The following is a 26,923-nucleotide window of genomic DNA, read 5'->3' as shown; positions in this document are numbered from 1 at the left end:
CATGACCGCAAGCACCCGAGACGTCGTGCTTTCCGTGGAAGGACTCAAGACCTGGTTCCACAGCCGCGACGGCATCGCCAAGTCCGTGGATGGCGTGACCTTCGACCTGGCCCGCGGCGAAACGCTGGCCATCGTCGGCGAATCCGGCTCCGGCAAGTCCGTAACCAGCCTGTCCATCATGGGCCTGCTGCCCAAGCCGGCGGGCCGCATTGAGGCCGGCAAGATCCTGTTCCGCGACCGCCAGGGCGTTCAGCACGATCTGGCTCATGCCACGCCCGCCACCCTGCGCAAGATCCGCGGCGCCGAAATCGCCATGATCTTCCAGGAGCCCATGACGAGCCTGAACCCGCTATACACCGTGGGCGACCAGATCGCCGAGGCCGTGTTGCAGCACGAGGGCGGTTCCTACGATGCCGCCATGCGGCGCGCCCGCGAAATGCTGGAGCGCGTGGAGATCCCGGCGGCCGACCGGCGCATCAATGAGTATCCGCATCAGATGTCGGGCGGGATGCGCCAACGCGTGATGATCGCGCTGGCACTGGCCTGCAACCCGGCAGTGCTGATCGCCGACGAGCCCACCACCGCGCTCGACGTGACCGTGCAGGCGCAGATCCTGGACCTCCTGCGCCGGCTCCAGGCCGAGATGAACATGAGCATCCTGTTCATCACGCACAATCTGGGCGTGGTGGCCGAGATCGCGCACCGCGTGGCGGTCATGTATGCCGGCCGCGTGGTCGAGGACGCGGGCGTCTACGACCTGTTCGAAAAACCCACTCACCCCTACACGCGTGGTCTGCTGTCCTGCATTCCCACGGCCGCCCTGCTGGCGTCCGGCGAACGCCTGCGCGCCATCCCCGGCAACGTGCCCAGCGTGCTGTCGCTACCGCCTGGCTGTACGTTCGCGCCGCGCTGCCCGCTGGCCGCCGACGATTGCCGCGCCGCCGTGCCCGAACTCGTGCCGGTGCAGACCGAACACCGCGCGCGCTGCATCAAGGTGAATTCGATATGACGAACAGCCCCATCCCCGTCCGCGCTGAAGAGCCGCTGGTGCGGATCCAGGACCTGAAGGTCCATTTCCCCACATCCCAGGCGCGCAACGCCCCGGTGGTGAAGGCGGTGGACGGCGTCAGCTTCGACGTGCCGCGCAACACCATCGTCGGCCTGGTCGGCGAGTCCGGCTCGGGCAAGACCACCACCGGCCGCGCGCTGCTGCGCCTGTTCGCCCCCACTGCCGGACGCATCTTGTTCGACGGGCAGGACATCACCAAGCTGTCCGAAAAACAGATGCTGCCCTGGCGCCGCCGCATGCAGATCGTGTTCCAGGATCCCTATGCCAGTCTCAACCCCCGCATGACGGTGGCCGAGATCCTGGGCGAAGCGCTGGACACCCATCAACTGGCGCAACACCGCCGCATGGCCCGCATCGGCGAGCTGCTGGAACGCGTGGGCCTCAATGCCGACCACAGCCGGCGCTACCCGCACGAATTCTCCGGCGGCCAGCGCCAGCGCATCGGCATCGCCCGCGCGCTGGCGGTGGAACCCGACTTCATCGTGGCCGACGAGCCCGTGTCCGCGCTGGACGTGTCGGTACAGGCGCAGGTGCTGAACCTGCTGCAGGACCTGCAACGCGACCTGGGGCTGACCATGCTGTTCGTGGCCCATGACCTGGCAGTAGTGGACTACCTGTGCGACGAGGTCGTGGTGATGTACCTGGGCCGCGTCATGGAGCGCGGCCCGACCAGCGAAGTCTACGCCCGCCCCCGCCATCCCTATACGCGCGCGCTGCTGTCCGCCGCGCCGGTGCCGGATCCGCGCGCCCCGCGTTCGCGTATCCTGCTCAAGGGCGATATCCCCAGCCCGGTCAATCCGCCTTCCGGTTGTGTGTTCCGCACCCGCTGTCCATACGCCATCGAAAGCTGTGCGACGACCGAGGCGCAGGCCGCCAATGTCGGCCCGGGCCATTACGTGGCTTGTTCGCGCATCGGCGACGCCGAGCTGGCCGCCTGATCGCCGCCCAGTCCAGACCAGACCCAGGAAGCCCACATGAACATCATCCGCGACATCGTCTTCCAGATACGCAGTCGGCGGGACTCGCTAAGCGTCACCGAGCGCAAAGTCGCCGACGCCATTCTTGACGACATCATCTGGGGCGCCAGCGCCACCGTCGACCAGCTGGCGGCCAAGGCCGGCGTCAGCATCGCCACCATCTCGCGCTTTGCGCGCACTGTCGGTTGCGACGACACGCGCGACCTGAAACTGAAGCTGGCCCAGGCCAGCACCGTGGGCAGCCGCTTCCTGGACCCCAGCGCGCCCCCCGAAGAAAGCACCTTCTACGCCCGCATCTACGCCGACATCGAAAGCACGTTGCGCGCGCATCTGCCCAACTTCACTGAACAACTGTTCGAGGCCGCAGCCGGCATCGTCGACGGCGCGCGCATGATCTATGTATTCGGCATGGGCGGCGCATCGGCCGTGCTGGCGCAGGAAGTGCAGTCGCGCCTGGTGCGCCTGGGCTACCCCATTGCCGTCTACAGCGATGCGGTGCTGCTGCGCATGGTGGCGGCCACCCTGGACGAACGCGACGCCGTGCTGATCCTGTCGGCATCCGGCCTGACGCCGGAAATCGTGGGTGCGGCACGCATCGTCAAGCAGTACCGGGCCCGCATCGTCGCTATCACCGATGCGACCTCCGCGCTGGCCGAGCTCGCCGACGTGGTGCTACCCATCCGCACCGACGAAACCGACTTCATCTACAAGCCTTCGGCATCGCGCTACGCAATGATGCTGGCCATTGACCTGCTTTCGACCGAGCTGGCCATGCTGAACCAAGAAGAAAACCGGGAACGCCTGCGCCGCATCAAGCTGGCGCTCGACGAACACCGCGGCGGCCCGAACCGCCTGCCGCTGGGCGATTGAACTGGAACACAAGATGTACGACACCCTCATAGGCAATGTGCTGGTCGTGGACGGCACCGGCGAGGCCGCCTACCGCGCCAGCGTCGCGCTGGAAGGCGGCCGCATCGCCGCCATCGGCGACCTGCCCGGCGCGGCCGCCCGCCAACGCTTCGACGGCACGCGGCTCGCCCTGGCCCCCGGCTTCATCGACGTCCATACCCACGACGACACCAACGTCATCCGCACGCCGGACATGCTGCCCAAGCTGTCCCAGGGCGTAACCACCGTGGTGGTAGGCAATTGCGGGATCAGCGCTTCGCCCGTGGCCTTGCGCGGCGAGCCGCCGGATCCGATGAACCTGCTGGGCGCCCGTGCCGACTTCAGCTATCCCACCTTTGCCGACTACACCCGCGCCATCGAGGCCGCTCGCCCCGCCGTGAACGTAGCCGCGCTGGTCGGCCACACTGCCTTGCGCAGCAATCACATGGACCGGCTGGACCGTCCCGCCACGCGCGCGGAAGTACTGGCCATGCGCGAGCAGCTGCGCGACGCGCTGGCCCATGGCGCCATCGGCCTGAGCACCGGGCTGGCGTACGCCTCGGCCTTCGACGCGGACACCGAAGAGGTCAAGCTGCTGGCCGAGGCCCTGGACGAATTCGGAGCGCTCTACACCACTCACCTGCGCTCGGAATTCGCCGCGATCCTGGAAGCCATGCAGGAAGCCTTCGACATCGCCCGGCACGCCCGCGTGCCGGTGGTGGTGTCGCACTTGAAATGCGCCGGCGCCGGCAACTGGGGCCGCACGAAAGAGGTGCTGTCCACACTGGAAACCGCGGGCCGCCTGCAACACGTGGGCTGCGATTGCTATCCCTATTCGGCCAGCTCATCGACCCTGGACCTGAAGCAGGTCACGGACGAATTCGACATCGACATCACCTGGTCCGTGCCGCATCCCGAGCAGGCTCGCCGCAAGCTGGCCGACATCGCCGCCGACTGGGGCGTGACCTTGCTTGAAGCGGCCGCGCGCCTGCAGCCCGCGGGCGCGGTGTACCACAACATGCATGAAGACGACGTGCGGCGGGTGCTGTCCCATCGGCTCACCATGGTGGGTTCGGACGGACTGCCCAACGATCCCATGCCGCACCCCCGGCTGTGGGGCGCGTTTCCGCGTGTGCTGGGGCACTACAGCCGCGACGTGGGCCTGTTCCCGCTGACGGAAGCCGTGCACAAAATGACGGGCCTGTCCGCCGCCCGCTTCGGGCTGGCCGATCGCGGCCTGGTGCGCGAGGGCTATCACGCCGACCTGGTGCTGTTCGATCCGGCTACGGTCATCGACCGCGCCACCTTCGCCGCCCCCGTGCAGACCGCCGCCGGCATCGAGGCGGTATGGGTCAACGGCGCCCTGTCCTACCGCCAGGGCGCAGCCACCGGCGACCGCGCCGGCCGCTGGCTGCCGCGCAGCGGCGACCTGCGCAAGAACTTCCAGTAAATGCCGGGCGGGTGCCTTGCGCGTCCGCCATCAATTCAAGGAGAGAACCATGAGCACGACTCCCACCGCCGACGACAACGGCATCACCCGCTACGGCGTCGCCGGCGGCACGGGCCAAGGCGGCTCGCACATGCCCTTTGCCCGCGCGGTTGCGGCCGACGGCTGGCTGCACGTATCCGGACAGGTGCCAATGGAAAACGGCGAAGTCGTCGAAGGCGGCATCGTGACGCAGTCCCACAAAGCGATCCAGCAGGTGCTGGCCATCCTGAAGGAAGCAGGCTACGGTCCAGAACACGTGGTGCGCTGCGGCGTATGGTTGGACGATGCGCGCGACTTCGCGTCGTTCAACAAGGTGTTCAAGGAGTACTTCGGAGAGAATCCTCCGGCCCGGGCCTGCGTGCAGTCTTCGCTGGTGGTGGACGCCAAGGTCGAGGTCGACTGTATCGCGTATAAGCGCCCCCACGCCGCGCCCGCTAACGCGGGCTAGCTGCCCCCCGAGGGGGCCCTTTCCCCTTGGGGCGGCCCGGCGGGGAAAGTGCGCCCCCACGCCACGCCCGCTAACGCGGGCTAGCTGCCCCCCGAGGGGGCCCTTTCCCCTTGGGGCGGCCCGGCGGGGAAAGTGCGCCCCCACGCCACGCCCGCTAACGCGGGCTAGCTGCCCCCCGAGGGGGCCCTTTCCCCTTGGGGCGGCCCGGCGGGGAAAGTGCGCCCCCACGCCACGCCCGCTAACGCGGGCTAGCTGCCCCCCGAGGGGGCCCTTTCCCCTTGGGGCGGCCCGGCGGGGAAAGTGCGCCCCCACGCCACGCCCGCTAACGCGGGCTAGCTGCCCCCCGAAGGGGGCCCTTTCCCCTTGGGGCGGCCCGGCGGGGAAAGTGCGCCATTCCTACGAAAAAAAGCCCGGCGTTGCCGGGCTTTGTCTTTACATCTTCACCACATCCACGCCCTTGGGCGCGACGAACTGGAATTCCTTGGCGGGCAGTTGCGGGTTGGCGGCAATGCCGGACAGATCCACGCGGGTGGTCTGGCCGAACGAGTCCAGCAGTTCCACGCGAACGGGCAGGTTGTCCTTCATGCCGATGTCGACGCGCGAAAAACCCGCGTCGGCGGTGCGCGGCTTGGCGCGCAGCCAGTCGATTCCGTCCTTGGACGGCAAGGCGGATACGTCGAACGACTGCTCCAGCGAACCCGAGCCGAACAGAATGGCCGCAGGCGACGTGCCGATGGCGGCATCGACCTTGCGTTCGGTCACCTGGGCCAGATCGGGGTCGAACTGAAACACCTGGCGGCCATCCGACACGACCAGTTGTTCATAGGGCTTCTGCACCGCCCACTTGAACTTGCCGGGACGCTGAAACGAAAACACGCCGGTCTGGGCGGGTTGCGTGCCGCCCTGGTTGTTCACCGTGTACTGCGAAAACGAGCCAGTGGCCGAGGTCACCGTGGCCACGAAGGCTCGCAGTTGTTCCTGCGCGCTGGCGGCGAACACCATGGCCGGCGCCAGGCTCAGAGCCGCGACGGCGGCCAGGCGGCGTAGGGTCTTCATCAAGCTTCCTCTCGGGCGGCGGCCGCCGCGGGAACGAGGATCTCGCGGTTGCCATTGGACTGCATCGCCGACACCATACCCGATTGCTCCATCTGCTCCAGTAACCGGGCCGCACGGTTGTAACCAATGCGCAGGTGGCGCTGCACCAGCGAGATGGACGCGCGGCGATGCTTGAGCACCACTTCGCAAGCCTGGTCGTACATCGGATCCGATTCGGCGTCCCCGCCGATGCCGGTCACGCTGCTGGCGCCTTCGCCTCCATCGCCGTCCAGTCCGCCTTCCAGCAGGCCTTCGATGTAATTGGGCTCGCCCTGCGCCTTGAGGCTTTCCACCACTCGGTGCACTTCGTCGTCGCTGCAGAACGCGCCGTGGACGCGAACCGGCAGGCCTGTGCCCGGCGGCATGTACAGCATGTCGCCCTGGCCCAGCAGGGTTTCGGCGCCCATCTGGTCAAGAATGGTGCGCGAATCGATCTTGGACGACACCTGGAACGCAATACGCGTCGGGATGTTGGCCTTGATCAGACCCGTGATGACGTCCACGCTGGGACGCTGCGTGGCCAGGATGAGGTGGATGCCGGCGGCGCGCGCCTTCTGCGCCAGGCGGGCGATCAGTTCTTCGATCTTCTTGCCCACCACCATCATCAGGTCGGCAAGTTCGTCGATGACCACCACGATGGTGGGCAGCGGCGACAAGGGCTCGGGCTGGTCGGGCGTCAGCGAGAACGGATTCGGGATGGGCTCTTCACGCTTGATCGCGTCGCGGATCTTGGTGTTGTAGCCCGCCAGGTTGCGCACCCCCATCTTGCTCATCAGGCGGTAGCGCTTTTCCATTTCGCCCACGCACCAGTTCAGCGCGTTGGAAGCCTGGCGCATGTCGGTGACCACCGGTGCCAGCAGGTGCGGAATGCCTTCGTAGACGCTCATTTCGAGCATCTTCGGGTCGATCAGGATCAGCCGGGTATGGGACGCGTCAGCCTTGTACAGCAGCGACAGGATCATGGCGTTGATCCCCACCGACTTGCCCGAACCGGTCGTGCCCGCCACCAGCAGGTGGGGCATCTTGGCCAGATCGGCCACCACCGGATTGCCGGCGATGTCCTTGCCCAGCGCCATGGTCACGACGGAATGACTGGCGTGGTAAGTCTGCGAACCCAGGATCTCGGACAGGCGCACCATCTGGCGGCGCGGGTTGGGCAGTTCCAGGCCCATCAGATTCTTGCCGGGGATGGTTTCCACCACCCGGATGCTGACCAGGCTCAGCGCGCGCGCCAGGTCCTTGGCCAGGTTGACGATCTGGCTGCCCTTCACACCGGTGGCGGGCTCGATTTCGTAGCGCGTGATGACCGGGCCGGCCTGCGCCGCCACCACGGTAACCGACACACCGAAGTCGGCCAGCTTCTTTTCGATCAGGCGCGACGTGAATTCGATGGTCTCGGCCGACACGGTTTCCTGGTTTGCCAGCGGCGGATCCAGCAGGCTGATCGCCGGCAGATCGCCTTCGGCGCCGCCGGACGGGGCGAAGAATAGCGACTGCTGCTTTTCCTTTTCGACCCGTTCGGACTTGGGCACCACGGTAATCGCGGGCTCGATCCGGACCGGTTGTTCGTGAACCAGCTTTTCCTGCTTGGCCACGACCTGTTCGGTACGAACGGCCTTGGCGACTTCGCCTACCTTGCGATCTTCGCGCGCGGCATAGGAATTGCGGATGCGGCGCACCAGACCTTCCAGCCACGAACCGACGCGTTCGGCCACGGACAGCCACGAGAACGAAAAGAACAGGCTCAGGCCGATGGCCAGCATCACCAGGAAGGCCAGCGTGCTGCCGGTGAAACCGATGCTGCGGCCGATCAGGTCGGCCAGCGTCTGGCCGATCACCCCGCCGGCGCCGCTGGCGTTCTCGGAGGCGCCAGGCAGGTGCGTGCCGCGGCTGGCCAGGCGCAGGGCTTCCATGCCCAGCGAACCCACCAGCAGCAGGAAGAAACCAATGCCCTCTTCCCAGTGGACGCGGGGCAACACTTCCGGTTGCTTACTGTTTGTAACTTTAAGATGACTGGCAAGGCGCCGATAGCCGGCCCGCACCCGGTGCAACAGCAGTACTACCCACCACCAGGCGGAAAAACCGAACAGATACAGGAGGATGTCCGCCAGATAGGCGCCCAAAGTCCCGCCGCGGTTGTGGATGGCCCCGGCAGGAACGGAATGCGACCAGCCCGGGTCGGCCGGGTTCCACGTGGCGAGCACCAGCGTCAGCCAGGCCGCCAGGGCGGCGAAGAGGATCCAGCGGGCTTCGCGCAGCAGTGCGGATAGGCGCGTCTGCAGGGGAGAGGGCCCGTTACGGGTATTGCGCGAGGCGCGCGGAGAAGCAGTCGAGATACGCGGCATGCGGCTCATTATAATTGGGCGTTAACCTAAAGATACCCGCCCATGTCCACGCCCAAGCACGCTAAAGTTTTGATACTCGGTTCCGGCCCTGCCGGTTACACGGCGGCCGTCTATGCGGCACGCGCCAATCTGAGCCCTGTTCTTGTTACAGGTCTGGCCCAAGGCGGCCAGCTCATGACCACCACGGACGTCGACAACTGGCCGGCGGACGCGGAGGGCGTGCAGGGCCCGGACCTGATGCAGCGCTTCCAGAAGCACGCCGAACGTTTCAACACCGAAATGATCTTCGACCACATCGCCAAGGTTGATGTGTCCAAGCGCCCGTTCACCCTCACGGGCGACACCGGCAAGGTCTACACCTGCGACGCCCTCATCATCGCCACCGGCGCCTCGGCCAAGTACCTCGGCCTGCCGTCGGAAGAGGCCTTCATGGGCCGCGGCGTGTCCGGCTGCGCCACCTGCGACGGATTCTTCTACCGCAACCAGGACGTGGTCGTGGTCGGCGGCGGCAATACCGCCGTGGAAGAAGCGCTCTACCTGTCGAACATCTGCCGCAAGGTCACCCTGATCCATCGCCGCGACAAGTTCCGCGCCGAGCCCATCCTGGTCGACAAGCTCATGAGCAAGGTCGAGAACGGCAATATGGAACTCAAGCTGTTCCATACGCTTGAGGAAGTGCTGGGCGACGACAGCGGTGTGACCGGCGTGCGCGTGCGCCACGTGGACACCGGCGTCACCGAAGACATGGCGGCCACCGGCGCGTTCATCGCCATCGGCCACCAGCCCAACACCGAAATCTTCCAGGGCCAGCTGGAAATGAAGGACGGCTACATCGTCACCAAGAGCGGCCTGTCCGGCATGGCCACGATGACCTCGGTTCCGGGCGTGTTCGCCGCCGGCGACGTGCAGGACCACGTCTACCGCCAAGCCATCACCAGCGCGGGCACGGGCTGCATGGCCGCGCTGGACGCGCAACGGTGGCTCGAGAATGCGGGGCAATAAGGTCGGCCTGGCCGACCTGAAACGCCTGAAGAAAGACCTGCAGGCCGAGCGCGAACGCGCCGCCCTCGCCCAACGGACGGCGGCGCTGAAAAAGCCCGAGTCCGCTCCCCTGGACGAAATGGCGGCGTTCAAGCGCACGATGCAGTCGGTCACGCCGCTCAAGCAGTCCGCGCGGGTGGAACACAAGCCCATGGCGCAACCCGCGCCTGCCTTGCGCCGCGCCAATGCACTGGGTGAGACGCCCTCGCGCGCCGATGCCGGCGTCTCCGATGGCGGCGAAATTACGCATCTGCTGTCCGAAGGCGGCACGGCCTTCGTGCGCAGCGACGCCGCGCCGGACACCGCCCGTAATCTGCGCCGCGGCCAATGGCGGGCCGGCGCCGAGCTCGATTTGCACGGCCTGCGCGTGGAACAGGCCCGCCACGCCCTGCTGTCGTTCCTGGACGAATGCCTGGAACACGGGATCCGCTGCGTGCGCATCGTGCATGGCAAGGGCTACGGCTCGCAGGGGCTTGAACCGGTGCTGAAGGACAAGGCCCGCACCTGGCTGGTGCAAAAGAGCGACGTCCTCGCGTTCTCCGAGGCTCCGGAACGCGAAGGCGGCGCCGGCGCCCTGCTGGTGCTGTTACGGCAATCGGAAGGAACCCGCAAATGAAGTGGCTTTACCTGGGCGTGGCCATCATCGCCGAGATCTTCGCAACCAGCGCGCTCAAGGGATCCGAAGGCTTTACCCGGCTGATGCCGTCCATCGTCACGGTGTTCGGCTATCTGATCTCCTTCTACTTCCTGTCGCTGACGCTGCGCGAGATCCCGGTGGGCATCGCCTACGCCATCTGGTCTGGCGTGGGCATCGTGCTGATTTCCATCGTGGGCGCGGTGCTGTTCAAGCAGCACCTGGATACCCCGGCGCTGATCGGCATCGGGCTCATCATCGCCGGCGTGGTGGTGATGAACGTCTTCTCGAAGTCCGTTTCGCACTGAGCCGCCGCGGCGCTCAGGCGCGTTCGCCCTGCGGCTTGGTCGCGCCCGGATGACGCAGGTAGTCCACCAGCGCCAAGGTGGCGCGGTCGGGCGGCGGAGTCAGCAAGGACACCACGATTATCGTCAGGAAGGCCACTGGCGCGCCGAACACGCCCGCCGCGATCGGCTGGATGCCCCACCACAGGTCCACAGGCTGCGTGCGCGAAATGCCCAACACCCACTCGCGCAGCCACGGGTGCGTATGCGTCATGTAGGCGAACGTCACCGCCAGCCCCGCCGCCATGCCCAGCGTAGCGCCCCACTTGTTGGCGCGGCGCCAGAAAACGCCCATGACCAGCGCCGGGAAAAAGGACGAGGCCGCGAACGAAAACGCGGCCGACACCATGAACAGAATGTCCGCCGGCTTGCGCGCCGCCACCCACGCGGCGCCGAAGGCCACCAGCAGCAATAGGATCTTGGACACCATCACGCGGCGCGCCGCCGACATGCGCGGCGAAACCATCCGGTACCACATGTCATGCGAGAGGGAATTGGACAAGGTCAGCAGCAAGCCATCGGCGGTGGACAGCGCCGCAGCCAGCCCGCCCGCTGCCACCAGGGCCGAAATCACGTAGGGCAAGCCGCCGATTTCCGGCATGGCCAGCACCACTACGTCGGCGCCCATGCTGATCTCGCTCAATTGCACGATGCCGTCGCGATTGACATCGGTCACGTCCAGCAGGTTGCTGTCCACGGCGCTCCAGGCGTGCACCCAATTCGGCAGGCTGAGGAAGCTGGACCCGACCACCTGGGTATAGACCTCGTACTTCACCAGCAGCGCCAGCGCCGGCGCCATGAAGTACAGCAGCAGGATGAACAGCAGCGACCAACACACCGATTTGCGCGCCTCGATGACCGAGGGCGTGGTGTATGAGCGCATCAGGATATGCGGCATGCCCGCAGTACCCAGCATCAGGCAGAGCACCAGCGCCAGGAAGTTGACACGCATGTTGCTCTGTTCGACCGGGTCCTTGGAAGGGAAAGGCTCCGCATGCGGCGTGGCCGGCGCCGCCCGCGCCTCGAAAGCGGCCTTCGATTGCGCCCATGCGATCCGCGCCTCTTCCACGCTGCCGGGATAGCTGGCCAGCTCGCGCTCGGCCGAGCGGATTTCGACCATGGGTGCGTCGGTGGCGTTCAGTTGCGCCAGCCGGCTGCGCAGCTTGTCCTTTTCCAGCGCCCACGATTCGGGCAAGGCCGCCATGCGGCGGCCCATCTCGTCGGCGCGCTCCTGCCATAGCCGCCGCACCTCGATTTCGGATGGGTCGTTCTGCAGGTAGACCTCTTTTTCGGTGACCTGCTGCAACACCACGCCGGCCGACAACTGCGGCACGGGCATGTTCGTGTGCTTGATCGACAGCCACACCACCGGCACCAGATAGGCGATGACCAGGATGATGTACTGCCCCACCTGGGTCCACGTCACCGCGCGCATGCCGCCCAGGAACGAACAGACCAGCATTCCGCCCAAGGCCACGAAGATACCGAGCTCGAAAGAAATGCCGGTCATGCGCGTGGTGATGATGCCCACGCCGTAGATCTGCGCCACCAGATAGGTGAAGGAACAGAGGATGGCGCAGGCCACGCCCGCCAGGCGCGGCATGTTGCCGCCGTAACGGGCGCCCATGAAATCGGGAATGGTGTACTGGCCAAAACGGCGCAGATAGGGCGCCAGCAGCATCGCCACCAGCACATAGCCGCCGGTCCAGCCCATGATGTAGGCCAGCCCGCCGTAACCCGTCAGGTAGAGCGTGCCGGCCACGCCAATGAAGGACGCCACCGACATCCAGTCGGCGGCCGTGGCCATGCCGTTGTAGATCGCCGGCACCCGGCGGCCCGCGACGTAGTACTCCACCTGGTCCGAGGTCCGGCAGACGATGCCGATGCCGGCGTACAGGCTGACCGTGACCAGCAGGAACACGTAGCCGATCCAGTTGCGGGGCATGCCCAGGATTTCGGCCAGCGCCATCAGCAGGATCATTAGCGCGAAGCCTGCCGTATACAGCACGTAGATGCGCCGCAGCCGGACTCTGAATTGCTGGGGTGTGTCTCCGCTGAAAAACGGCATCAGCGGGGCCCCCCCGCGTCCTCGGAGCGCTCATCGGCGCGGTTCATGACCCGGGCGTAAATGCCGATGATGACCAGATAGGCCAGCGGCGCGCCGTAAGCGGCCATCCAGAAGGCGAACGGCCAACCGATGAAGTCGACGCTCAGGCTGCGGGCAAAAAAAGCGGGGATGAAGGTCAGCGCGGCCCAGACGACAAGCAACACCAGGATCAGCCACAGATTGCGGCGCCAATAGGGAGTCGTGTCGGGTTTCGAGGATGAAAAACGCGATTCCGGCATAACTAGGACGAGCGGACCCTACCTGATTATTGCGAAACGCGGCGCTTGAAAAGCCTTTGCGCTTGAAATGCCGGCTTTTTATGCGACAACGGCTGGCACTACCTGGTGCCAGCCGTTGTGCGTTTTGCTTTTTTTGGGTACTGCTTTACTTTTTTTATGTACCGGTGCCGCCGGTATTTGCCCATGCAGGGCTTTGTCTCCTCACCTGCATGGGAAGAGATTCTGCACCAGATGCGGGATTGTCACACTAGGGGAATGCCCTAAGAAGGAGCATTCATTTACATATTTCCCGCACCAATGTGGTGCATTTTGCCTATCAAGTTCTAAATATTGGGATTTTTGGGGAGCCTTGCGGCCCAAGATGCTCCCGACGCCCCGCTCCCGACGCCGTTTCCGGCAAGCCTTTCAGTGTGAGGCACAGCGGTGGACACTCCATGCCCGTATTCGGGCAGCGCCGGGCCCCACCGCGCGTTTACGTTTCATTTATACCCCCCTCCCCAACGTATACCCCGTTTTTATCCCCTGCTCCGTAACCTGCCGGTGTCCTGATTGGTCACTTCGCCTGCCCGGCGCGCATCCCTCGCCGCGCAGGCCCGTCGTTCGAAGGGAGCGCCGCTCCCGGGGAGGAAAAACGTGGATGCCATCTATATCGCCGTCTTCGCCGTCATGGCCGGGCTGACTTTCGCTCTGCTCCGGTTCTGCGAAGCCTTGTCTTCGGGAGAGCAGTCATGAACTGGCTCTATGGGTTGAGCGGCCTGACGGCCGCCGTGCTGTTCGTGTACCTGCTGGTCGCGCTGTTCAAACCGGAGAAATTCTGATGACCGCCGAATTCATCGGATTGCTGGTCGCATACCTGGCAGTCCTGCTTGCGATCGCGCCGCTGCTGGGCCGCTACATCCGCATCGCCATGGAAAACGGACAATCCCGGATGACCGCCTGGGGCCGCCCGATAGAACGCGGCATCTATCGGCTGGCGGGGATAGACCCGCAGGCGGAGATGGGATGGAAGCGCTACGCCGTGGCAGTGCTGGCCTTCAATATCATCGGTATCGCGGCGGTCTACGCCTTGCAGCGCCTGCAGGGTGTGCTGCCGCTGAATCCTGCGGGCATGGGCCCGGTGTCTCCGGACTCCGCCCTGAATACCGCCATCAGCTTCGTGGCCAATACCAATTGGCAAGGCTACGGCGGCGAGTCGACGATGAGCTATCTGACGCAGATGCTGGCGTTGACGGTACAGAATTTCGTCTCGGCAGCCACCGGCATCGCCGTGCTGTTCGCGCTGATCCGCGGCCTGTCGCGCCACTGTTCGGCCACGGTCGGCAACTTCTGGACCGACATGGTGCGCAGCACGCTTTACGTCCTGCTGCCGCTGTCGCTCGTGCTCGCGCTGGCGCTGGTGAGCCAGGGCGTGATCCAGAACTTCAGCCCCTACCAGGAAGTCCAGACGGTCGAGGCCGTGCACTATGACCAACCGCGCGTGGACGCCCTGGGCCAGCCCGTGCTGGACGCCAAGGGACAAGCCGTGACGGATCCCGCCGTCAGCAAGACTCAGACGCTGGCCATGGGCCCGGTCGCCTCGCAGGAATCGATCAAGCTGCTGGGCACCAATGGCGGCGGCTTCTTCAATGCCAACTCCGCGCATCCATTCGAAAACCCCACACCCCTGGCGAACTTCCTGGAAATGCTGGCCATCCTGGCGATTCCCGCCGCGCTGTGCTTCTCGTTCGGCGAGATGGTGGGCAACCGGCGCCAAGGCATCGCGATCCTCGCGGCCATGACCGTGCTGTTCGCGGCATTCGCTCTGTCCGCCGGCTATTTCGAGCAGCAGCCCAATCCGATGGCGGCGCAGGCCGGCGCCGACAGCTCGCTCAGCGTCTTCTCGCCCGGCGGCAACATGGAAGGCAAGGAGACCCGCTTCGGCATCGCCGCCACTTCATTGTTTGCCACCGTCACCACGGCGGCGTCCTGCGGCGCCGTCAACGGCATGCACGATTCACTGAACGCCATGGGCGGACTCACGCCGATGCTGCTGATGCAGTTGGGCGAGGTGGTCTTCGGCGGCGTGGGCTCGGGCCTGTACGGCATGCTGGCCTTCGCCATCCTGGGCGTCTTCATCGCCGGCTTGATGATAGGCCGCACCCCGGAGTACCTGGGCAAGAAAATCGAAGCCTACGACATGAAGATGGTCTCCATCGTCATCCTGGCGACCCCGCTGCTGGTGCTGGCCGGCACTGCGCTGGCGGTTTCGGTAGCGGCTGGCCAGGCTGGCGTGCTGAACCCCGGCATCCACGGCTTTTCCGAAATCCTCTACGCCCTGACGTCCGCCGCCAACAACAACGGCAGCGCCTTTGCCGGCTTGTCCGCCAACACCCCCTTCTACAACGTGCTGCTGGGCATCGCGATGTGGTTCGGCCGCTTCGCGATCATCGTCGCCATCCTGGCGATGGCCGGCTCGCTGGCCGCCAAGCGTCGGCTCCCCGCCGGCCCCGGCAGCATGCCTACGACGGGCCCGCTGTTCGTAGTGCTGCTGATCGGCGCGGTGCTGCTGGTGGGTGCTTTGACGTACGTGCCCGCGCTGGCCTTGGGCCCCGTGGCGGAACACCTGCAAATTAAAGGCTAGGAATGAAAATGGCCAAGATTGAAACCTCTACTACCGGCGCCGGAGGCGGCGCCGCCCGCGCCGCATCGCACGGCGTGCATGAACGCCAATTCGGCATGTGGTCGCGCGCCCTGATCGGCCCAGCGGTGCTGGACAGCCTGCGCAAGCTCTCGCCCGCCGCCCAGTTGAAGAACCCCGTGATGTTCGTGGTGTACGTGGGCAGTATCCTGACCACGGCGCTATGGATCATGGCCTTGCGCGACCAGGCCGAAGCGCCCGCCGGATTCATCCTGGCGATCGCGGTGTGGCTCTGGTTTACCGTGCTGTTCGCAAACTTCGCCGAAGCCCTGGCCGAAGGCCGCGGCAAGCAGCAGGCCGCCACCCTGCGGGGCCTGCGCACCACCATCGACGCGCGCCTGCTCAAGGGCTTTCGCGATGCGGACGCCAGCACGGCACAGCCCGGCGCCTGGCGCGGCAAGGCCGTCAACCAGCCATCGGGCCTGCTGCGGCGTGGCGACGTAGTGCTGGTCGAAGCGGGCGAGACCATCCCGGGCGACGGCCAGGTCATCGCCGGCGTCGCGTCGGTGGATGAAAGCGCCATCACGGGCGAGTCCGCTCCCGTGATCCGGGAATCCGGCGGCGACTTTTCCTCGGTGACCGGCGGCACGCGCGTGCTGTCGGACTGGATCTTCGTGCGCATCGCCGCCGATCCCGGCGAGAGTTTCCTGGATCGCATGATCGCCATGGTCGAAGGCGCCAAGCGCCAGAAGACGCCGAACGAACTGGCGCTCACCATTCTGCTGGTGGGCCTGACGGTGGTGTTCCTGCTGGTGGTCGTCACCCTGATGCCCTTCTCGATCTACGCGGTCAGCGCCGCGGGCGGCGGCGCAACAGTCACCGTCACGGTGCTGGTCGCGCTGCTGGTCTGCCTGATTCCCACCACCATCGGCGGCCTGCTGTCGGCCATCGGCGTGGCCGGCATGAGCCGCATGATGGGCGCCAACGTCATCGCGACGTCCGGCCGCGCGGTCGAGGCGGCCGGCGACGTGGACGTGTTGCTGCTGGACAAGACCGGCACCATCACCTTCGGCAACCGCCAGGCCTCGACCTTCCTGCCCGCGCCAGGCGTCTCCGCGCGGGAGTTGGCCGAGGCCGCGCGCCTGGCATCGCTGGCCGACGAAACGCCGGAAGGCCGCAGCATCGTCGCGCTGGCCGACAGATCCATCCACGCGCCCGCCCCGACCACGGCAAACGCCGAGTTCGTGCCTTTCACCGCGCAGTCCCGCATGAGCGGCGTGAACCTGAATGGCCGCATGATCCGCAAGGGCGCCGTCGACGCCGTGCAGGCCTGGCTTTGCGCGCAGGACTCAGCCGTGCCGGAACAGGCCCTGCGCCTGGCCGAAGACGTGGCGCGCCGCGGCAGCACGCCGCTGATGGTCAGCGACGGCAACCGCGCGCTCGGCGTGGTCGAACTGAAGGACATCGTCAAGCCGGATATCCAGTCGCGCTTCGCGGAACTGCGCCGCATGGGCATCAAGACCGTGATGATCACGGGCGACAACAAGCTCACTGCCGCGTCCATCGCCGCCGAAGCGGGCGTGGACGATTTCCTGGCTGAAGCCACGCCCGAGGCCAAGCTCAAGCTGATCCGCGCCTATCAGGCCGAAGGCCGGCTGGTGGCGATGACCGGCGACGGCACCAACGATGCGCCCGCCCTGGCGCAGGCCGACGTAGCGGTGGCGATGAATTCAGGCACCCAGGCCGCCAAGGAGGCGGGCAACATGGTGGACCTCGATTCCAATCCCACCAAACTGATCGAGATCGTCGAAATCGGCAAGCAGATGCTGATGACGCGGGGCGCGCTCACGACCTTCAGCGTGGCCAACGACGTGGCCAAGTATTTCGCGATCATTCCGGCCGCGTTCGCCACCGTCTATCCGCAGCTCAACGTCCTGAACATCATGGGCCTGGCCACGCCTGCCTCGGCCATCCTGTCGGCCGTGATCTTCAACGCGCTGATCATCGTGGTGCTGATCCCGTTGGCGCTCAAAGGCGTGCGCTACCGGCCGCTCGGCGCGACCGTCCTCTTGCGCCGCAATCTGCTCATCTATGGCCTGGGCGGGCTGCTGGTCCCCTTCGCCGGCATCAAGCTGGTCGATATGGTGCTGGCCGCCCTGGGTTGGGCCTAGGCCCCGAACTGCTAGGAGATTCACATGAGAAATTCCACATCCCTGCCGCGCCAAGGCGGCATTCTGCGCCCCGCGCTGGTCGTCTTCGCGGCGCTGTCGCTGGTGACCGGACTGGCCTATCCCTTTCTGACCACGGGCATCGCGGCCGCCGTCTTCCCCCACGAAGCGGCCGGCTCGCTGATCAAGCAAGACAACCGCATCGTAGGTTCGGAGCTGATAGGCCAGGCGTTCAGCTCGCCGGGCTACTTCTGGGGTCGCCCCTCCGCCACTGCACCCATGCCGTACAACGGCGCCGGCTCCAGCGGTTCGAACCTGGGGCCGCGCAATCCCGCGCTGGCTGACGCCATCCAGTCGCGCATCGCCGCCTTGAAGGCAGCCGATCCCGATAACCCGGTCCCGGTGCCGGTGGACCTGGTTACCGCGTCGGGCAGTGGCCTGGATCCGCACATCAGTCCGGCCGCGGCGGCCTATCAGGCCGCACGCGTCGCGCGCGCCCGCAACCTGTCGCGCACGGACGTCGACGCCCTGATCCAGGCCCATACCGAAAGACCCTGGTTGGGCGTACTGGGAGACCCTGCGGTCAACGTGCTGACGCTGAACCTGGCGCTGGACCAATTGCGTCCGGCGCGCTGATGCCGCGGCGTATAGTATTGCCAGCCGTCTCCTCATACCTATTGCGCGTTCATGGCTGATATCGCTGGCGAGCGTCCCGATCCCGACGCGCTCTTGAAGACCCTGGACGATGCCGCGCGCCAGGCGGTGCGCGGCAAGCTGCGCGTCTACTTCGGATCGTCCGCCGGCGTGGGCAAGACCTACGCCATGCTGGTCGCCGCGCGCGCGCAGGCCACCCAGGGCGCCGACGTGCTGGCAGGCATCGTCGAAACCCACGGGCGGCGCGAAACCGCCGCGCTGCTGGAGGGCCTGCCCGTCCTGCCGCTCAAGGACGTCGCGTACCGGGGCCATGCCCTCAAGGAATTCGACCTTGATGGCGCGCTGGCCCGGCATCCGGACCTGGTGCTGGTGGACGAACTGGCCCACTCGAACGCGCCCGGTTCGCGCCATGCCAAGCGCTGGCAGGACATCCATGAACTCCTGACGGCCGGCATCGACGTCTGGACCACGCTGAACGTGCAGCACCTGGACAGCCTGAACGAAGCAGTGGGCAGCATTACCGGCGTGCGCGTCTGGGAAACCGTACCCGACGAGGTCTTCGACGCCGCCGATGAAGTCATCCTGGTGGACCTGTCGGCCGACGAGCTGTTGCGCCGCCTGAAGGAAGGCAAGGTCTATCTGCCCGAGCAGGCGCGCCACGCCACCCGCAATTTCTTCCGCAAAGGCAACCTGATCGCGCTGCGCGAGCTGGCGCTGCGCCGCACCGCCGATCACGTGGACGAGGACGTCCAGGCGTACCGCCGCGACCGGGCCATCGAGCCCGTATGGCGCACGCGCGAAGCCGTGGTTGCCTGCATCGGCCCGGACATGGACGCCGACTACATCATCCGCAGCGCTCATCGCCTGAGCCAGCAGCTGGAATGCGATCTGCACGTGGTCACCATCGACACCCCGCGCGCTGCCCCGCCGCCTCAGGCGGAGCAGGAACGGATGCAGCGCAGCCTGGCCCTGGCGGACGCGCTGGGCGCGCGCAGCGAGGTCCTCGCCGGCGGCGACATGGTCGATGCAGTCGTGCGCTACGTGCGCCGCCACAACATCACCAAGGCCATCATCGGACGGACCCGCGCCAGCGGCCTGCAACGCCTGCGCCTGTCACTGTCCGCCGTGTTGACCGCGGCCCTCTCCCCGGGATGGCTATGGCGCCGCCACAGCTTTGCCGACATGCTGGCTGCGGGCTGCCCAGAGATCGACATCATCCGCCTGGGAGCGCCCCCGCTGCCAGCCGCCTCCCCGCCCGGACGCGATCCGCTCACGCTGGGCAGGCAAGCACGCCAGGCCGCCGATGAAAGCAACCCCCGGCCGCTGGCGGGCTACGCCTGGGCGCTGTGCTACTGCGCGGCGGCCACCGCGCTGTCCATGCTTGCCTTCCCTGCCCTGCACCAGACCAACATCGTCATGCTGTTCCTCCTGGCAGTAGTGGCGGTGGCGCTGCGCCACGGCCGTGGACCGGCGGCGCTGGCCTCGGTAGTCAGCGTCGGCCTGTTCGATTTCTTCTTCGTGCAGCCGCTGGCATCCTTCGCCGTTTCGGACGTGCAGTATCTGCTGACTTTCGGCGTGCTGCTGTCGGTGGGCCTGCTCATCGGCCAGTTGACGGCCGGCCTGCGCTTGCAGGCGCAGACTTCGGTCAAACGCGAAGCCGATGCGCGCAGCCTCTACGAATTCGCGCGCGAATTGTCGTCGGCGCTGCTGCCGGAGCAGATCGTCACCCTTGCCGGCGCCTTCGTGCATGCCACCTTCGGCTCGCGTTGCGCCCTGTACATCCTGGGCATGGACGACAGGCTGAAGCTGGCGTCGCCCGCCGCGGAGGACATGCCGCCGCTGGAATCCGCCCTGGCCCAATGGGTCTATGACCACGGGCAGCCCGCAGGCGCTGGCACCGCCACCCTGTCCAATAGCGAATTGCTGTACCTGCCGCTGAAGGCGCCCATGCGCACGCGCGGCGTGCTGGCGCTGGCGGCCCCGCGTCGCAGCCTGTTCCTGAATCCGGACTCGCGCCGCCAGATCGAGGCCTATGCCACGCTCATCGCCATTGCGCTGGAACGCCTGCACTATGTGGAAGTCGCGCAGCAGGCGCTGGTCAGCATGGAATCCGAGAGGCTGCGCAATTCGCTGCTGGCGGCCGTGTCGCATGACCTGCGCACCCCGCTGACCAGCCTGGTCGGCATGACGGACACCCTTATGCGCCAGCAGGCGGCGTTGCCGCCCGACATCCACGAGACCATCCGCGCCATGCGCGACCAGGCCCAGCGCATGCACGCGCTGGTCGCCAACCTGCTGGACATGGCGCGGCTGCAAAACCGCGACACGCCGCTGCGCCTGGAATGGCAGTCCATCGAAGAGCTGGTCGGCGCCTCGCTTGCCGCCATGCGCGAACCATTGGCCGCGCACCGCGTCACCGTGGACCGCCTGTCGCATCTGCCGCTCGTGGAATGCGACGGCGTGCTGATCGAGCGCGTGCTGTGCAACCTGCTGGAAAACGCGGCCAAGTACACGCCTGCGGGCAGCGCGCTGCGGCTGCATGCCGCCGTCCAGGACGGTGAACTGCGCGTCTCCGTCAGCGACAACGGTCCCGGCGTGCCGCCGGGCGCGGAGCGCCGTATCTTCGAGAAATTCACGCGCGGCGACCGCGAGTCGGCCACGCCGGGTGTCGGCCTGGGCCTGGCGGTCTGCGAAGCCATCATTGCGGCCCATCATGGGAAAATCTGGGTCGAGCATGCCCCCGGCCAGGACTCCGGCGCGCAGTTTGTCTTCACACTGCCCCTGGGCACGCCGCCTCCGATCCAATCCGAAACCCCTTGAGCCTCCCACCGCATGTTCGATTACCAGCCTGCCGTCCTGATCATTGAAGACGACGCCAACATCCGGCGCTTCGTGCGCCAGGCCCTGGAAAGCGAGGGCTGCGTCGTCCACGAGGCCGAAACCGTCAAGCGCGGATTGATCGAAGCCGGCACGCGCCAGCCCGACGCGGTGGTGTTGGACCTGGGCCTGCCCGATGAAGACGGCATGACCCTGATCCGCGAACTGCGCGGCTGGACCGAAGTGCCGGTGCTGGTGCTTTCCGCCCGCAGCGCCGAGGCCGACAAGGTCGATGCGCTGGACGCGGGGGCCGACGACTACCTGACCAAGCCCTTTGGCGTCAGCGAATTGCTGGCGCGCCTGCGCGTGCTGCTGCGGCGGCACGCCAGGGGCGGCGCCGGCAATGCGTCCGAGATCGCCTTTGGCGGCGTGCGCGTGGATTTCGCCCGTCGCGTGGTCGAACGCGACGGCCAGCACGTGCACCTGACCGCCATGGAATACCGGTTGCTGGCGGCGCTGCTTGCGCATCGCGGCAAGGTCATGACGCACCGCGAACTGCTGCGCGAAGTGTGGGGGCCGTCGCACGTGGAAAGCAACCACTATCTGCGCATCTACATGGGCCATCTACGCCAGAAGCTGGAAGCGGACCCGGCCCAGCCCGTCTACCTGTTGACCGAGATTGGCGTGGGCTATCGCTTCGCGGGCTGAGCCAGGCGCCGGCGGCGCGTATTGATGCCGCCTTTACACGCAGCCCGCAAGTCTTGTCTCGGGCTTTATGCCATTCCTCCTATTGTTGCGGTCCCATCCAACACTAGGAGCACTCCCCATGCCCCGCCATCCCCTGGCCGCCTTCGCGCTGCTGACCCTGGCCGCCGCGCAAGCCGGCAATGCACTGGCCGCCGACGCACCCGACGACACCGCTGCCGGCGTGCCGGCCGTCTCTGATTTCACCTTGACGGCCAATCTCACGCTGGCCAGCCAATACCGGTATCGCGGCCTGATGCAAAGCAATAACAAGCCGGCCATCCAGGGCGGATTCGATCTGAGCCACTCCAGCGGCTTCTACCTGGGCAACTGGAACTCCAGCATCAGCTGGCTCAACGACAGCAACAGCGATGTCTCGGCCCCCGTGGAAATGGACTTCTACGGCGGCTACAAGGGCACTCTCGCAACGGACGTGCCCGTCGACCTGGGCGTCCTGCGGTACTACTACCCGGGCGACTATCCTTCCGGCTACACCAGCCCCGATACCACGGAGCTGTATGCCGGCATCGGCTATGGACCGGTGATGTTCAAGTATTCCCTGTCCCTGACCAACCTGTTCGGTTTCGCCGACAGCAAGTACAGCCAGTATCTGGACCTGTCCGGCAACTTCGACACGGGCCTCTGGGGCCTGACCCTGAACGCCCACGTCGGCCGGCAGTGGGTGCGCAACGTCGACAATGGCAACTACACGGACTGGAAACTCGGCCTGACGAAAGACTTCGGCCAGGGGCTCTCGGTGTCGCTGGCCTATCTGGACACCAATGCCGATCGCGCTGTGTACACCAACACGCGCGGCCGCGACATGGGCCGCGCCACCGGCCTGCTGTCACTGACGAAGACATTTTGAAGACCCCGGGCGTTGACGCGTTTTTTACGCGTCGCGTCCGTTTTTATCGGCAGGATTTATGGCGCCCTTCCTATAGTGGAACCGTCATCAACCAACCCGATCGCGGAACGCCGCCAGCAGCGTCTGCGTCCCGCTCACCGCCATGATCCCTCGACTGCAACCCCGCCACACCCCTATGTCCGACAACCTGCCCGCGCAGCGCACAAAAGGCTTGGCAGACCTGGTCGCCCTGACCGTCAGGATCGACACGCTGGACGCGCTGAACGTGCGGCTGGCGCTGCATCGCGCGCTGGGCGAGCGCATCGGCGTCTACATTCTGTCCGTGGATCACGCCCATGCGCAAAGCGTGCTGCAATTGCAATGCGACCGCGCACAGCTCGACGCGCTGATGCACGCTGTCATGTCCGGCCTGCCCCGCGCGGAGTTCGGCGCCGTGCGCCCCGCGCACCCGATCACGGTGCAGTGAGCCATGGACACGCCACGAAAGACTGCATTCGAGGGCATCTGGCTGCCCATGATCACGCCGATGCGCGGCGGCTATGTGGATCTGGAGGCCGCGCAGGCGCTGGCCCGCTATTACCGCAACGCGGGCATCGCCGGCCTGGTGTTGTTCGGGTCCACTGGCGAGGGCAGCCTGCTGAGCATGCCAGAAAAGATCGACATGATCGAAGCCATTTCCAGCGACCCGCACGCGCTGCCCCTGGTGTTTGGCGCGGGCGGCGTCGATACGCGCGGCGTGGCCACCGCGATCCGGCGCCTGGACAAATACCAGCCGGCCGGCTACCTGGTGCCGCCTCCCTACTATCTCGGACCGTCTCAGGCCGGCATTCTGTGGCACTACCGGCAGATCGCCTGGGCCACCGAGCGGCCCATCATCCTGTACAACATCCCCAAGCGCACCGGCGTGACGATGACCGTCGAAACCATGGAGACGCTGGCTGCCCTGCCCAACTTCAGCGCTGTGAAGGAATGCAATCCTTCCGTATTGGCGGCGCTGAACGCGCGCGGCACCTTGGCTCCCCTTTGCGGCGAGGACCTGGCTCTGCTGGACCACTTCGCGGCGGGCGGCCGCGGGGCCATTCCGGCCGCCGCGCACCTCTATCCCGAGCGTTATATCGAGGTGATGCAACTGGCCCGCGACGGTCATCTGGAAGCCGCGCGCGAACTGTTCGAGCCGCTGCGCGGCTTGATACGCCTGCTTTACGCCGAACCCAATCCCGCGCCGATCAAACGGGCGCTCGCCATGCAGGGGCTTATCGCCGACGAACTGCGCATGCCCATGACCAGCGCCAGCCGCGAGCTGGGGCAACGCCTACAGCGGGCCATGAGCGTGGTGCAGGGCTCGCCTAGCCGGCTGCAGACAGCTTGAAGACGGACACCGCGCTCGCCAGTTCGCCCGCCTGGTCGCTCAGGGCGGCGGCTGATGCCGCGAACTCTTCGACCAACGCGGCGTTCTGTTGCGTCACGCCGTCCAGATGCGTGACGGCCTGATTGATCTGCTCGATGCCTACGCTCTGCTCGGCCGACGCCGTGGCAATCTCACCCATCAGCGGTGCGCTGGTGGCGGCCGATTCCAGCACGTTGCCCATGGTTGCGCTGGCCTGCTCGACACGCTGGCTGCCCCGAGCCACCGAGTCCGCCGACGCTTCGATCAATGTCTTGATTTCCTTGGCTGCGGTGGCCGAACGCTGAGCCAGCGCGCGGACCTCTCCCGCCACCACCGCGAAGCCCCGGCCCTGTTCACCCGCTCGCGCAGCTTCCACGGCGGCATTCAGCGCCAGGATGTTGGTCTGGAATGCGATCTCGTCGATCAGCCGGATGATTTCGTCAATACGCTGCGAGCTCTGCGAAATCTCGCGCATGGCATCTATCGCGTGCTGGGTTTCATCGCTGCCTTGCCGTGCCAGTTGCGCCGCCTGGCCGGCCAGCGAGCTGACCTCGCGGACGTGCTCCGCGCTTTGCTTGGCGGTCGCGGTAATTTCCTCGACGCTGGCGGCCGTCTGCTCCAGCGCGGCGGCCTGCTTTTCGGTGCGGTCCGATAGGTCCATGCTGCCCGCCGCGATCTGGCGCGACGCCGCGGCAATGGATACCGTGGAATGCACGATGCTGCGCACCGCCGCATCCAGGCGTCCCTGCATCCGCGCCATGGCATCGAACAATCGGCCAATCTCGCCCCGCTGATTGCGAGGCACGTCGCCGGACAGATCGCCGTCCGCCACGCGTTCGCACACCGCCACCGCCTCGTCCAGCGGCCTCAGGACGTGGGTGCGGAAGAAGCGCAGCGCCGCCGCCAGCAGCAGAACCAGAAGGCCCAGCGTCATGCCGCCCTGCCGCCACAAAGAACTGTAGAAAGCCTGATCGACGTCGTCCACGTAAAGACCCGAGAACATCAGCCAGCCCCATTCGGGGTCGTAAGCGGCGTAGCTGATCTTGGGCAGTGCCCGCTCCGTTCCCGGCCGTGGAAAGAGATAGTGCGTATAGCCCCCGCCCGCCTTGCCCTGGGCATACAGATCCTCGAAAATCGCTTGCCCCTCGCTGTCCTTGATGGCCCGCACGTTGGTGCCAACCAGTTTGGCATCGGGATGCACAAGCAACTCATAGCCATCGCTGAAGGCGCCGACGTAACCGTCCTCACCGTAGCGCAATTGCGCCAGCCGCCGCGCCACATTGCGCTTGGCCTCGTCCACGGGCATCCCCTCGCGCACGCTCTGCTTGCCGTTACGCACGATGCCCGCCGCCAGGTCCAGAACATGGCGCAGCTCTGTCTTGCGCTCGGCCACCATCTCGGCACGGCGTTCCCAGGTGCCCCATGCGCCCAGGGCCAGCACTGCGGCGCCAACCGCGAACACAAACCACAGCAGCTCTCTGCGCAAGCTGGAATTTTTCATAGTCCCTCTTATCTCTGACCATCCGCCATGAAACCAATCACGGCTGAATGTGACTATTTATGTATACGTTTCGTCAGAATAAGGGACGGCACCAGGGTTTTCACCAGGTCTGCGAGAGCAGCTTGATCTATCGCAAGAGGCATAAAAAAAACGCAAGGCGCGCTTGCCTTGCGTTTCTCCAGGGGTGGCGATTTCAAGCCGCGGGTTTCTTCACGTCATCCTAAGATGCCTGCCGTCGCGCATCCGCGGAACGCGGCGTGGTCAATGCGATCAGCGCCACCACGATCAAGGAATAGGTGGGAACGCTGCGCATGTTGCGGAACATCATTTCGGTCAGGCTGAAGGCGCAATACCCCAGGCAGAACAGCAAACCCATCTGCGCGCCGATGCGTATGACGCGATCGTCGCTGGCCAGCCGGCGCAGAAACACGACAGCGGGCACCAGATATAGCGCCAGTATGCTCAGCAAGCCCAGCAGGCCGTATCCGGACAACGCGGCAAGCAGGTCGTTGTGAGGTTCGCCGTAGCCTTCGACCACCTCCTTGGACACCACGCCCTGCTTCTGCAGCTCAAGCAGTTCGTTGCGGAAATTGCTCGGCCCCACCCCTACGACGGGGCTTTTCTGGAACATGAGGAGCGACGCGTGCCACAGCTGCAGACGGATGCCGAACGAGGTATCCCGGTCAGCCGATGTGGAGAACCCCTGCAACTCGGTCGCGACCGACTGCATGCGGCTACTGAAATTCCATATTCCGACCGCGCTGACGATCAGCACCACGCTGACCGCCAATGCACAATATCCTTTGTGACGGGTGCTCCAACCACGCAGCCCCAGCAGAAACACCACTGCCAGGATAGGAAGCAGCATCCAGCTGCTACGCGTCAGCGACAGCCAGGTCGCCCATACGCTCAAGGCAAAGGCCAGGATCTTGAGCGCGGTTTCCGCGCGCGGCCAGCGCGACAAAGCGCCCCAACCGATCGACAACAACGACATCGAACCGAACAGCAGGGTCATGTTCGCAAAGGCAACGGCGTTGTAGCGCCCGCCGATATCGACCACCGAACCCCGCCCCCAGTACGTCATGGCGACGATCAGTATTCCCGACCCCGCCAGCGCACCGGCCAGAATGCTCCATTGGATCTGCTTGAGCCACTGTTGCGGCGCTCTCAACAGCAGCCAGAGCACCGGCACCGCCAGCGCGAACCGCAGCAGCTTCTCCAGTTCGGAATTGCTCCATACGCCTCGCACCATGGACGTGAGGGCCAGGCAGAGCAGCGGCAGCAGCAATACCAGGCCCACGGGCCAGAGGGCCCGGAAATTCATAGGTTCGTAGTGCTTGATCGCATTGGCCGCCAGCGCCGTCAGCGCAATCAAGCCGGACAGATAGACAATGGCCGGCCCCCCTACTGGACTGGTCAAGGCCAGTGCGGGAACCAATAACACCAGCCACGTGGCCAAGAGAACGTACATTCGGGGCACAACAATCAACC

The 26,923-nt window shown here is 66.0% G+C and carries 23 protein-coding genes; 17 read left to right on the top strand and 6 right to left on the bottom strand.

The annotated features are described in order from the left end of the window. The first annotated feature begins 1 nt into the window (after position 1). Genes VCS63_RS08400 through VCS63_RS08380 form a run of 5 tightly spaced genes read left to right on the top strand, consistent with a single transcriptional unit; the run spans position 2 to position 4,871 of the window. Entirely contained in the window at positions 2-1,009 is a 1,008-nt protein-coding gene (locus VCS63_RS08400; protein ID WP_042796620.1) for an ABC transporter ATP-binding protein, read from the top strand. Next, positions 1,006-2,007, top strand: a complete 1,002-nt coding sequence (locus VCS63_RS08395; RefSeq protein ID WP_063960046.1) for an ABC transporter ATP-binding protein — start codon at positions 1,006-1,008, stop codon at positions 2,005-2,007. Before VCS63_RS08400 ends, VCS63_RS08395 begins: the two co-directional genes overlap by 4 nt. 36 nt (positions 2,008-2,043) lie before the next feature. After that, complete coding sequence (locus VCS63_RS08390; protein WP_063642159.1) at positions 2,044-2,916, top strand: MurR/RpiR family transcriptional regulator; 873 nt, start codon at positions 2,044-2,046, stop codon at positions 2,914-2,916. 13 nt (positions 2,917-2,929) lie between these two features. Then, positions 2,930-4,384: a D-aminoacylase gene (locus VCS63_RS08385; protein ID WP_323879289.1), complete on the top strand. Its 1,455-nt coding sequence runs from the start codon at positions 2,930-2,932 to the stop codon at positions 4,382-4,384. Between the two features lie 49 nt (positions 4,385-4,433). After that, positions 4,434-4,871: a RidA family protein gene (locus VCS63_RS08380; protein ID WP_042796617.1), complete on the top strand. Its 438-nt coding sequence runs from the start codon at positions 4,434-4,436 to the stop codon at positions 4,869-4,871. 432 nt (positions 4,872-5,303) lie between these two features. Here VCS63_RS08380 and lolA read toward each other — a convergent pair whose 3' ends face one another. Further along, on the bottom strand, positions 5,304-5,927 hold the full coding sequence (lolA, locus tag VCS63_RS08375; RefSeq protein WP_323879287.1) for an outer membrane lipoprotein chaperone LolA: 624 nt from the start codon (positions 5,925-5,927) through the stop codon (positions 5,304-5,306). Beyond that, positions 5,927-8,311 carry a DNA translocase FtsK gene (locus tag VCS63_RS08370; protein WP_104654016.1) on the bottom strand — a complete coding sequence of 795 codons (2,385 nt, stop codon included), beginning with the start codon at positions 8,309-8,311 and terminating at the stop codon, positions 5,927-5,929. Before VCS63_RS08370 ends, lolA begins: the two co-directional genes overlap by 1 nt. Positions 8,312-8,353: 42 nt before the next feature. On the opposite strand from VCS63_RS08370, the gene trxB reads away from it, so the two are divergent. Genes trxB through VCS63_RS08355 form a run of 3 tightly spaced genes read left to right on the top strand, consistent with a single transcriptional unit; the run spans position 8,354 to position 10,294 of the window. Further along, the gene (gene trxB / locus VCS63_RS08365) at positions 8,354-9,313 is read left to right on the top strand and encodes a thioredoxin-disulfide reductase (protein WP_042796614.1); all 960 of its coding nucleotides are present in this window, start codon (positions 8,354-8,356) and stop codon (positions 9,311-9,313) included. Next, positions 9,300-9,968 carry a Smr/MutS family protein gene (locus VCS63_RS08360; RefSeq protein WP_253637703.1) on the top strand — a complete coding sequence of 223 codons (669 nt, stop codon included), beginning with the start codon at positions 9,300-9,302 and terminating at the stop codon, positions 9,966-9,968. Before trxB ends, VCS63_RS08360 begins: the two co-directional genes overlap by 14 nt. After that, positions 9,965-10,294, top strand: a complete 330-nt coding sequence (locus VCS63_RS08355; RefSeq protein ID WP_008158844.1) for a DMT family transporter — start codon at positions 9,965-9,967, stop codon at positions 10,292-10,294. The genes VCS63_RS08360 and VCS63_RS08355 overlap by 4 nt, the downstream gene beginning before the upstream one ends. Before the next feature lie 13 nt (positions 10,295-10,307). Here the strand turns inward: VCS63_RS08355 and VCS63_RS08350 are convergent, their stop codons facing one another. Continuing rightward, positions 10,308-12,398, bottom strand: a complete 2,091-nt coding sequence (locus tag VCS63_RS08350; protein WP_076816032.1) for a sodium:solute symporter family protein — start codon at positions 12,396-12,398, stop codon at positions 10,308-10,310. Beyond that, a complete protein-coding gene (locus VCS63_RS08345; protein WP_323879283.1) occupies positions 12,398-12,676 on the bottom strand; it encodes a sodium/substrate symporter small subunit in 279 nt (92 codons plus the stop codon). The genes VCS63_RS08350 and VCS63_RS08345 overlap by 1 nt, the downstream gene beginning before the upstream one ends. A 728-nt stretch (positions 12,677-13,404) precedes the next feature. Here VCS63_RS08345 and kdpF point away from each other — a divergent pair. The 9 genes from kdpF to VCS63_RS08300 all read left to right on the top strand — a co-directional run bounded on the left by kdpF (position 13,405) and on the right by VCS63_RS08300 (position 23,913). Continuing rightward, the gene (gene kdpF / locus VCS63_RS08340; protein ID WP_323879280.1) at positions 13,405-13,494 is read left to right on the top strand and encodes a K(+)-transporting ATPase subunit F; all 90 of its coding nucleotides are present in this window, start codon (positions 13,405-13,407) and stop codon (positions 13,492-13,494) included. Beyond that, on the top strand, positions 13,494-15,296 hold the full coding sequence (kdpA, locus tag VCS63_RS08335; protein ID WP_042796609.1) for a potassium-transporting ATPase subunit KdpA: 1,803 nt from the start codon (positions 13,494-13,496) through the stop codon (positions 15,294-15,296). Before kdpF ends, kdpA begins: the two co-directional genes overlap by 1 nt. 8 nt (positions 15,297-15,304) lie before the next feature. Then, positions 15,305-17,464, top strand: a complete 2,160-nt coding sequence (kdpB, locus tag VCS63_RS08330) for a potassium-transporting ATPase subunit KdpB (protein WP_323879278.1) — start codon at positions 15,305-15,307, stop codon at positions 17,462-17,464. Between the two features lie 24 nt (positions 17,465-17,488). Next, positions 17,489-18,097, top strand: a complete 609-nt coding sequence (gene kdpC, locus VCS63_RS08325) for a potassium-transporting ATPase subunit KdpC (protein WP_042796608.1) — start codon at positions 17,489-17,491, stop codon at positions 18,095-18,097. A gap of 51 nt (positions 18,098-18,148) precedes the next feature. After that, entirely contained in the window at positions 18,149-20,935 is a 2,787-nt protein-coding gene (locus tag VCS63_RS08320) for a sensor histidine kinase (RefSeq protein WP_063960043.1), read from the top strand. A 12-nt stretch (positions 20,936-20,947) separates the two neighbouring features. Next, positions 20,948-21,640 carry a two-component system response regulator KdpE gene (gene kdpE / locus VCS63_RS08315; RefSeq protein ID WP_042796607.1) on the top strand — a complete coding sequence of 231 codons (693 nt, stop codon included), beginning with the start codon at positions 20,948-20,950 and terminating at the stop codon, positions 21,638-21,640. Between the two features lie 118 nt (positions 21,641-21,758). After that, positions 21,759-22,544 (top strand): TorF family putative porin, encoded by a 786-nt coding sequence (locus VCS63_RS08310; protein ID WP_253637708.1) that lies wholly within the window; start codon positions 21,759-21,761, stop codon positions 22,542-22,544. Positions 22,545-22,719: 175 nt separating this feature from the next. After that, a complete protein-coding gene (locus VCS63_RS08305; RefSeq protein WP_254594570.1) occupies positions 22,720-23,010 on the top strand; it encodes a hypothetical protein in 291 nt (96 codons plus the stop codon). 3 nt (positions 23,011-23,013) lie between these two features. Next, positions 23,014-23,913 carry a 4-hydroxy-tetrahydrodipicolinate synthase family protein gene (locus VCS63_RS08300; protein ID WP_063642165.1) on the top strand — a complete coding sequence of 300 codons (900 nt, stop codon included), beginning with the start codon at positions 23,014-23,016 and terminating at the stop codon, positions 23,911-23,913. Here VCS63_RS08300 and VCS63_RS08295 read toward each other — a convergent pair. Together VCS63_RS08295 and VCS63_RS08290 are read right to left on the bottom strand one after the other, a co-directional pair. Further along, positions 23,891-25,432 carry a methyl-accepting chemotaxis protein gene (locus VCS63_RS08295; RefSeq protein WP_323879274.1) on the bottom strand — a complete coding sequence of 514 codons (1,542 nt, stop codon included), beginning with the start codon at positions 25,430-25,432 and terminating at the stop codon, positions 23,891-23,893. The two genes, VCS63_RS08300 and VCS63_RS08295, sit on opposite strands and share 23 nt — an antisense overlap. Before the next feature lie 220 nt (positions 25,433-25,652). After that, positions 25,653-26,912: an O-antigen ligase family protein gene (locus VCS63_RS08290; protein ID WP_063960041.1), complete on the bottom strand. Its 1,260-nt coding sequence runs from the start codon at positions 26,910-26,912 to the stop codon at positions 25,653-25,655. Positions 26,913-26,923 lie beyond the last annotated feature (11 nt).

This window comes from Achromobacter sp. D10 (assembly GCF_035282245.1).
Taxonomy (GTDB): Bacteria; Pseudomonadota; Gammaproteobacteria; order Burkholderiales; family Burkholderiaceae_B; genus Achromobacter; species Achromobacter insolitus.
This window is presented reverse-complemented; position numbering and strand designations above follow the sequence as displayed.

Excerpts from the sequence above, each read along its gene's own strand:
- VCS63_RS08300 (WP_063642165.1), top strand. The coding sequence starts at position 23,014 with ATGGACACGCCACGAAAGACTGCATTCGAGGGCATCTGGCTGCCCATG.
- kdpE (WP_042796607.1), top strand. The coding sequence starts at position 20,948 with ATGTTCGATTACCAGCCTGCCGTCCTGATCATTGAAGACGACGCCAAC.
- kdpF (WP_323879280.1), top strand. The coding sequence starts at position 13,405 with ATGAACTGGCTCTATGGGTTGAGCGGCCTGACGGCCGCCGTGCTGTTC.
- VCS63_RS08370 (WP_104654016.1), bottom strand. The coding sequence starts at position 8,311 with ATGCCGCGTATCTCGACTGCTTCTCCGCGCGCCTCGCGCAATACCCGT.
- trxB (WP_042796614.1), top strand. The coding sequence starts at position 8,354 with ATGTCCACGCCCAAGCACGCTAAAGTTTTGATACTCGGTTCCGGCCCT.
- kdpA (WP_042796609.1), top strand. The coding sequence starts at position 13,494 with ATGACCGCCGAATTCATCGGATTGCTGGTCGCATACCTGGCAGTCCTG.
- VCS63_RS08385 (WP_323879289.1), top strand. The coding sequence starts at position 2,930 with ATGTACGACACCCTCATAGGCAATGTGCTGGTCGTGGACGGCACCGGC.
- VCS63_RS08355 (WP_008158844.1), top strand. The coding sequence starts at position 9,965 with ATGAAGTGGCTTTACCTGGGCGTGGCCATCATCGCCGAGATCTTCGCA.
- VCS63_RS08350 (WP_076816032.1), bottom strand. The coding sequence starts at position 12,398 with ATGCCGTTTTTCAGCGGAGACACACCCCAGCAATTCAGAGTCCGGCTG.
- VCS63_RS08380 (WP_042796617.1), top strand. The coding sequence starts at position 4,434 with ATGAGCACGACTCCCACCGCCGACGACAACGGCATCACCCGCTACGGC.
- VCS63_RS08320 (WP_063960043.1), top strand. The coding sequence starts at position 18,149 with ATGGCTGATATCGCTGGCGAGCGTCCCGATCCCGACGCGCTCTTGAAG.
- VCS63_RS08400 (WP_042796620.1), top strand. The coding sequence starts at position 2 with ATGACCGCAAGCACCCGAGACGTCGTGCTTTCCGTGGAAGGACTCAAG.
- VCS63_RS08360 (WP_253637703.1), top strand. The coding sequence starts at position 9,300 with ATGCGGGGCAATAAGGTCGGCCTGGCCGACCTGAAACGCCTGAAGAAA.
- VCS63_RS08395 (WP_063960046.1), top strand. The coding sequence starts at position 1,006 with ATGACGAACAGCCCCATCCCCGTCCGCGCTGAAGAGCCGCTGGTGCGG.
- VCS63_RS08310 (WP_253637708.1), top strand. The coding sequence starts at position 21,759 with ATGCCCCGCCATCCCCTGGCCGCCTTCGCGCTGCTGACCCTGGCCGCC.
- VCS63_RS08295 (WP_323879274.1), bottom strand. The coding sequence starts at position 25,432 with ATGAAAAATTCCAGCTTGCGCAGAGAGCTGCTGTGGTTTGTGTTCGCG.
- VCS63_RS08345 (WP_323879283.1), bottom strand. The coding sequence starts at position 12,676 with ATGCCGGAATCGCGTTTTTCATCCTCGAAACCCGACACGACTCCCTAT.
- VCS63_RS08305 (WP_254594570.1), top strand. The coding sequence starts at position 22,720 with ATGTCCGACAACCTGCCCGCGCAGCGCACAAAAGGCTTGGCAGACCTG.
- kdpC (WP_042796608.1), top strand. The coding sequence starts at position 17,489 with ATGAGAAATTCCACATCCCTGCCGCGCCAAGGCGGCATTCTGCGCCCC.
- VCS63_RS08390 (WP_063642159.1), top strand. The coding sequence starts at position 2,044 with ATGAACATCATCCGCGACATCGTCTTCCAGATACGCAGTCGGCGGGAC.
- kdpB (WP_323879278.1), top strand. The coding sequence starts at position 15,305 with ATGGCCAAGATTGAAACCTCTACTACCGGCGCCGGAGGCGGCGCCGCC.
- lolA (WP_323879287.1), bottom strand. The coding sequence starts at position 5,927 with ATGAAGACCCTACGCCGCCTGGCCGCCGTCGCGGCTCTGAGCCTGGCG.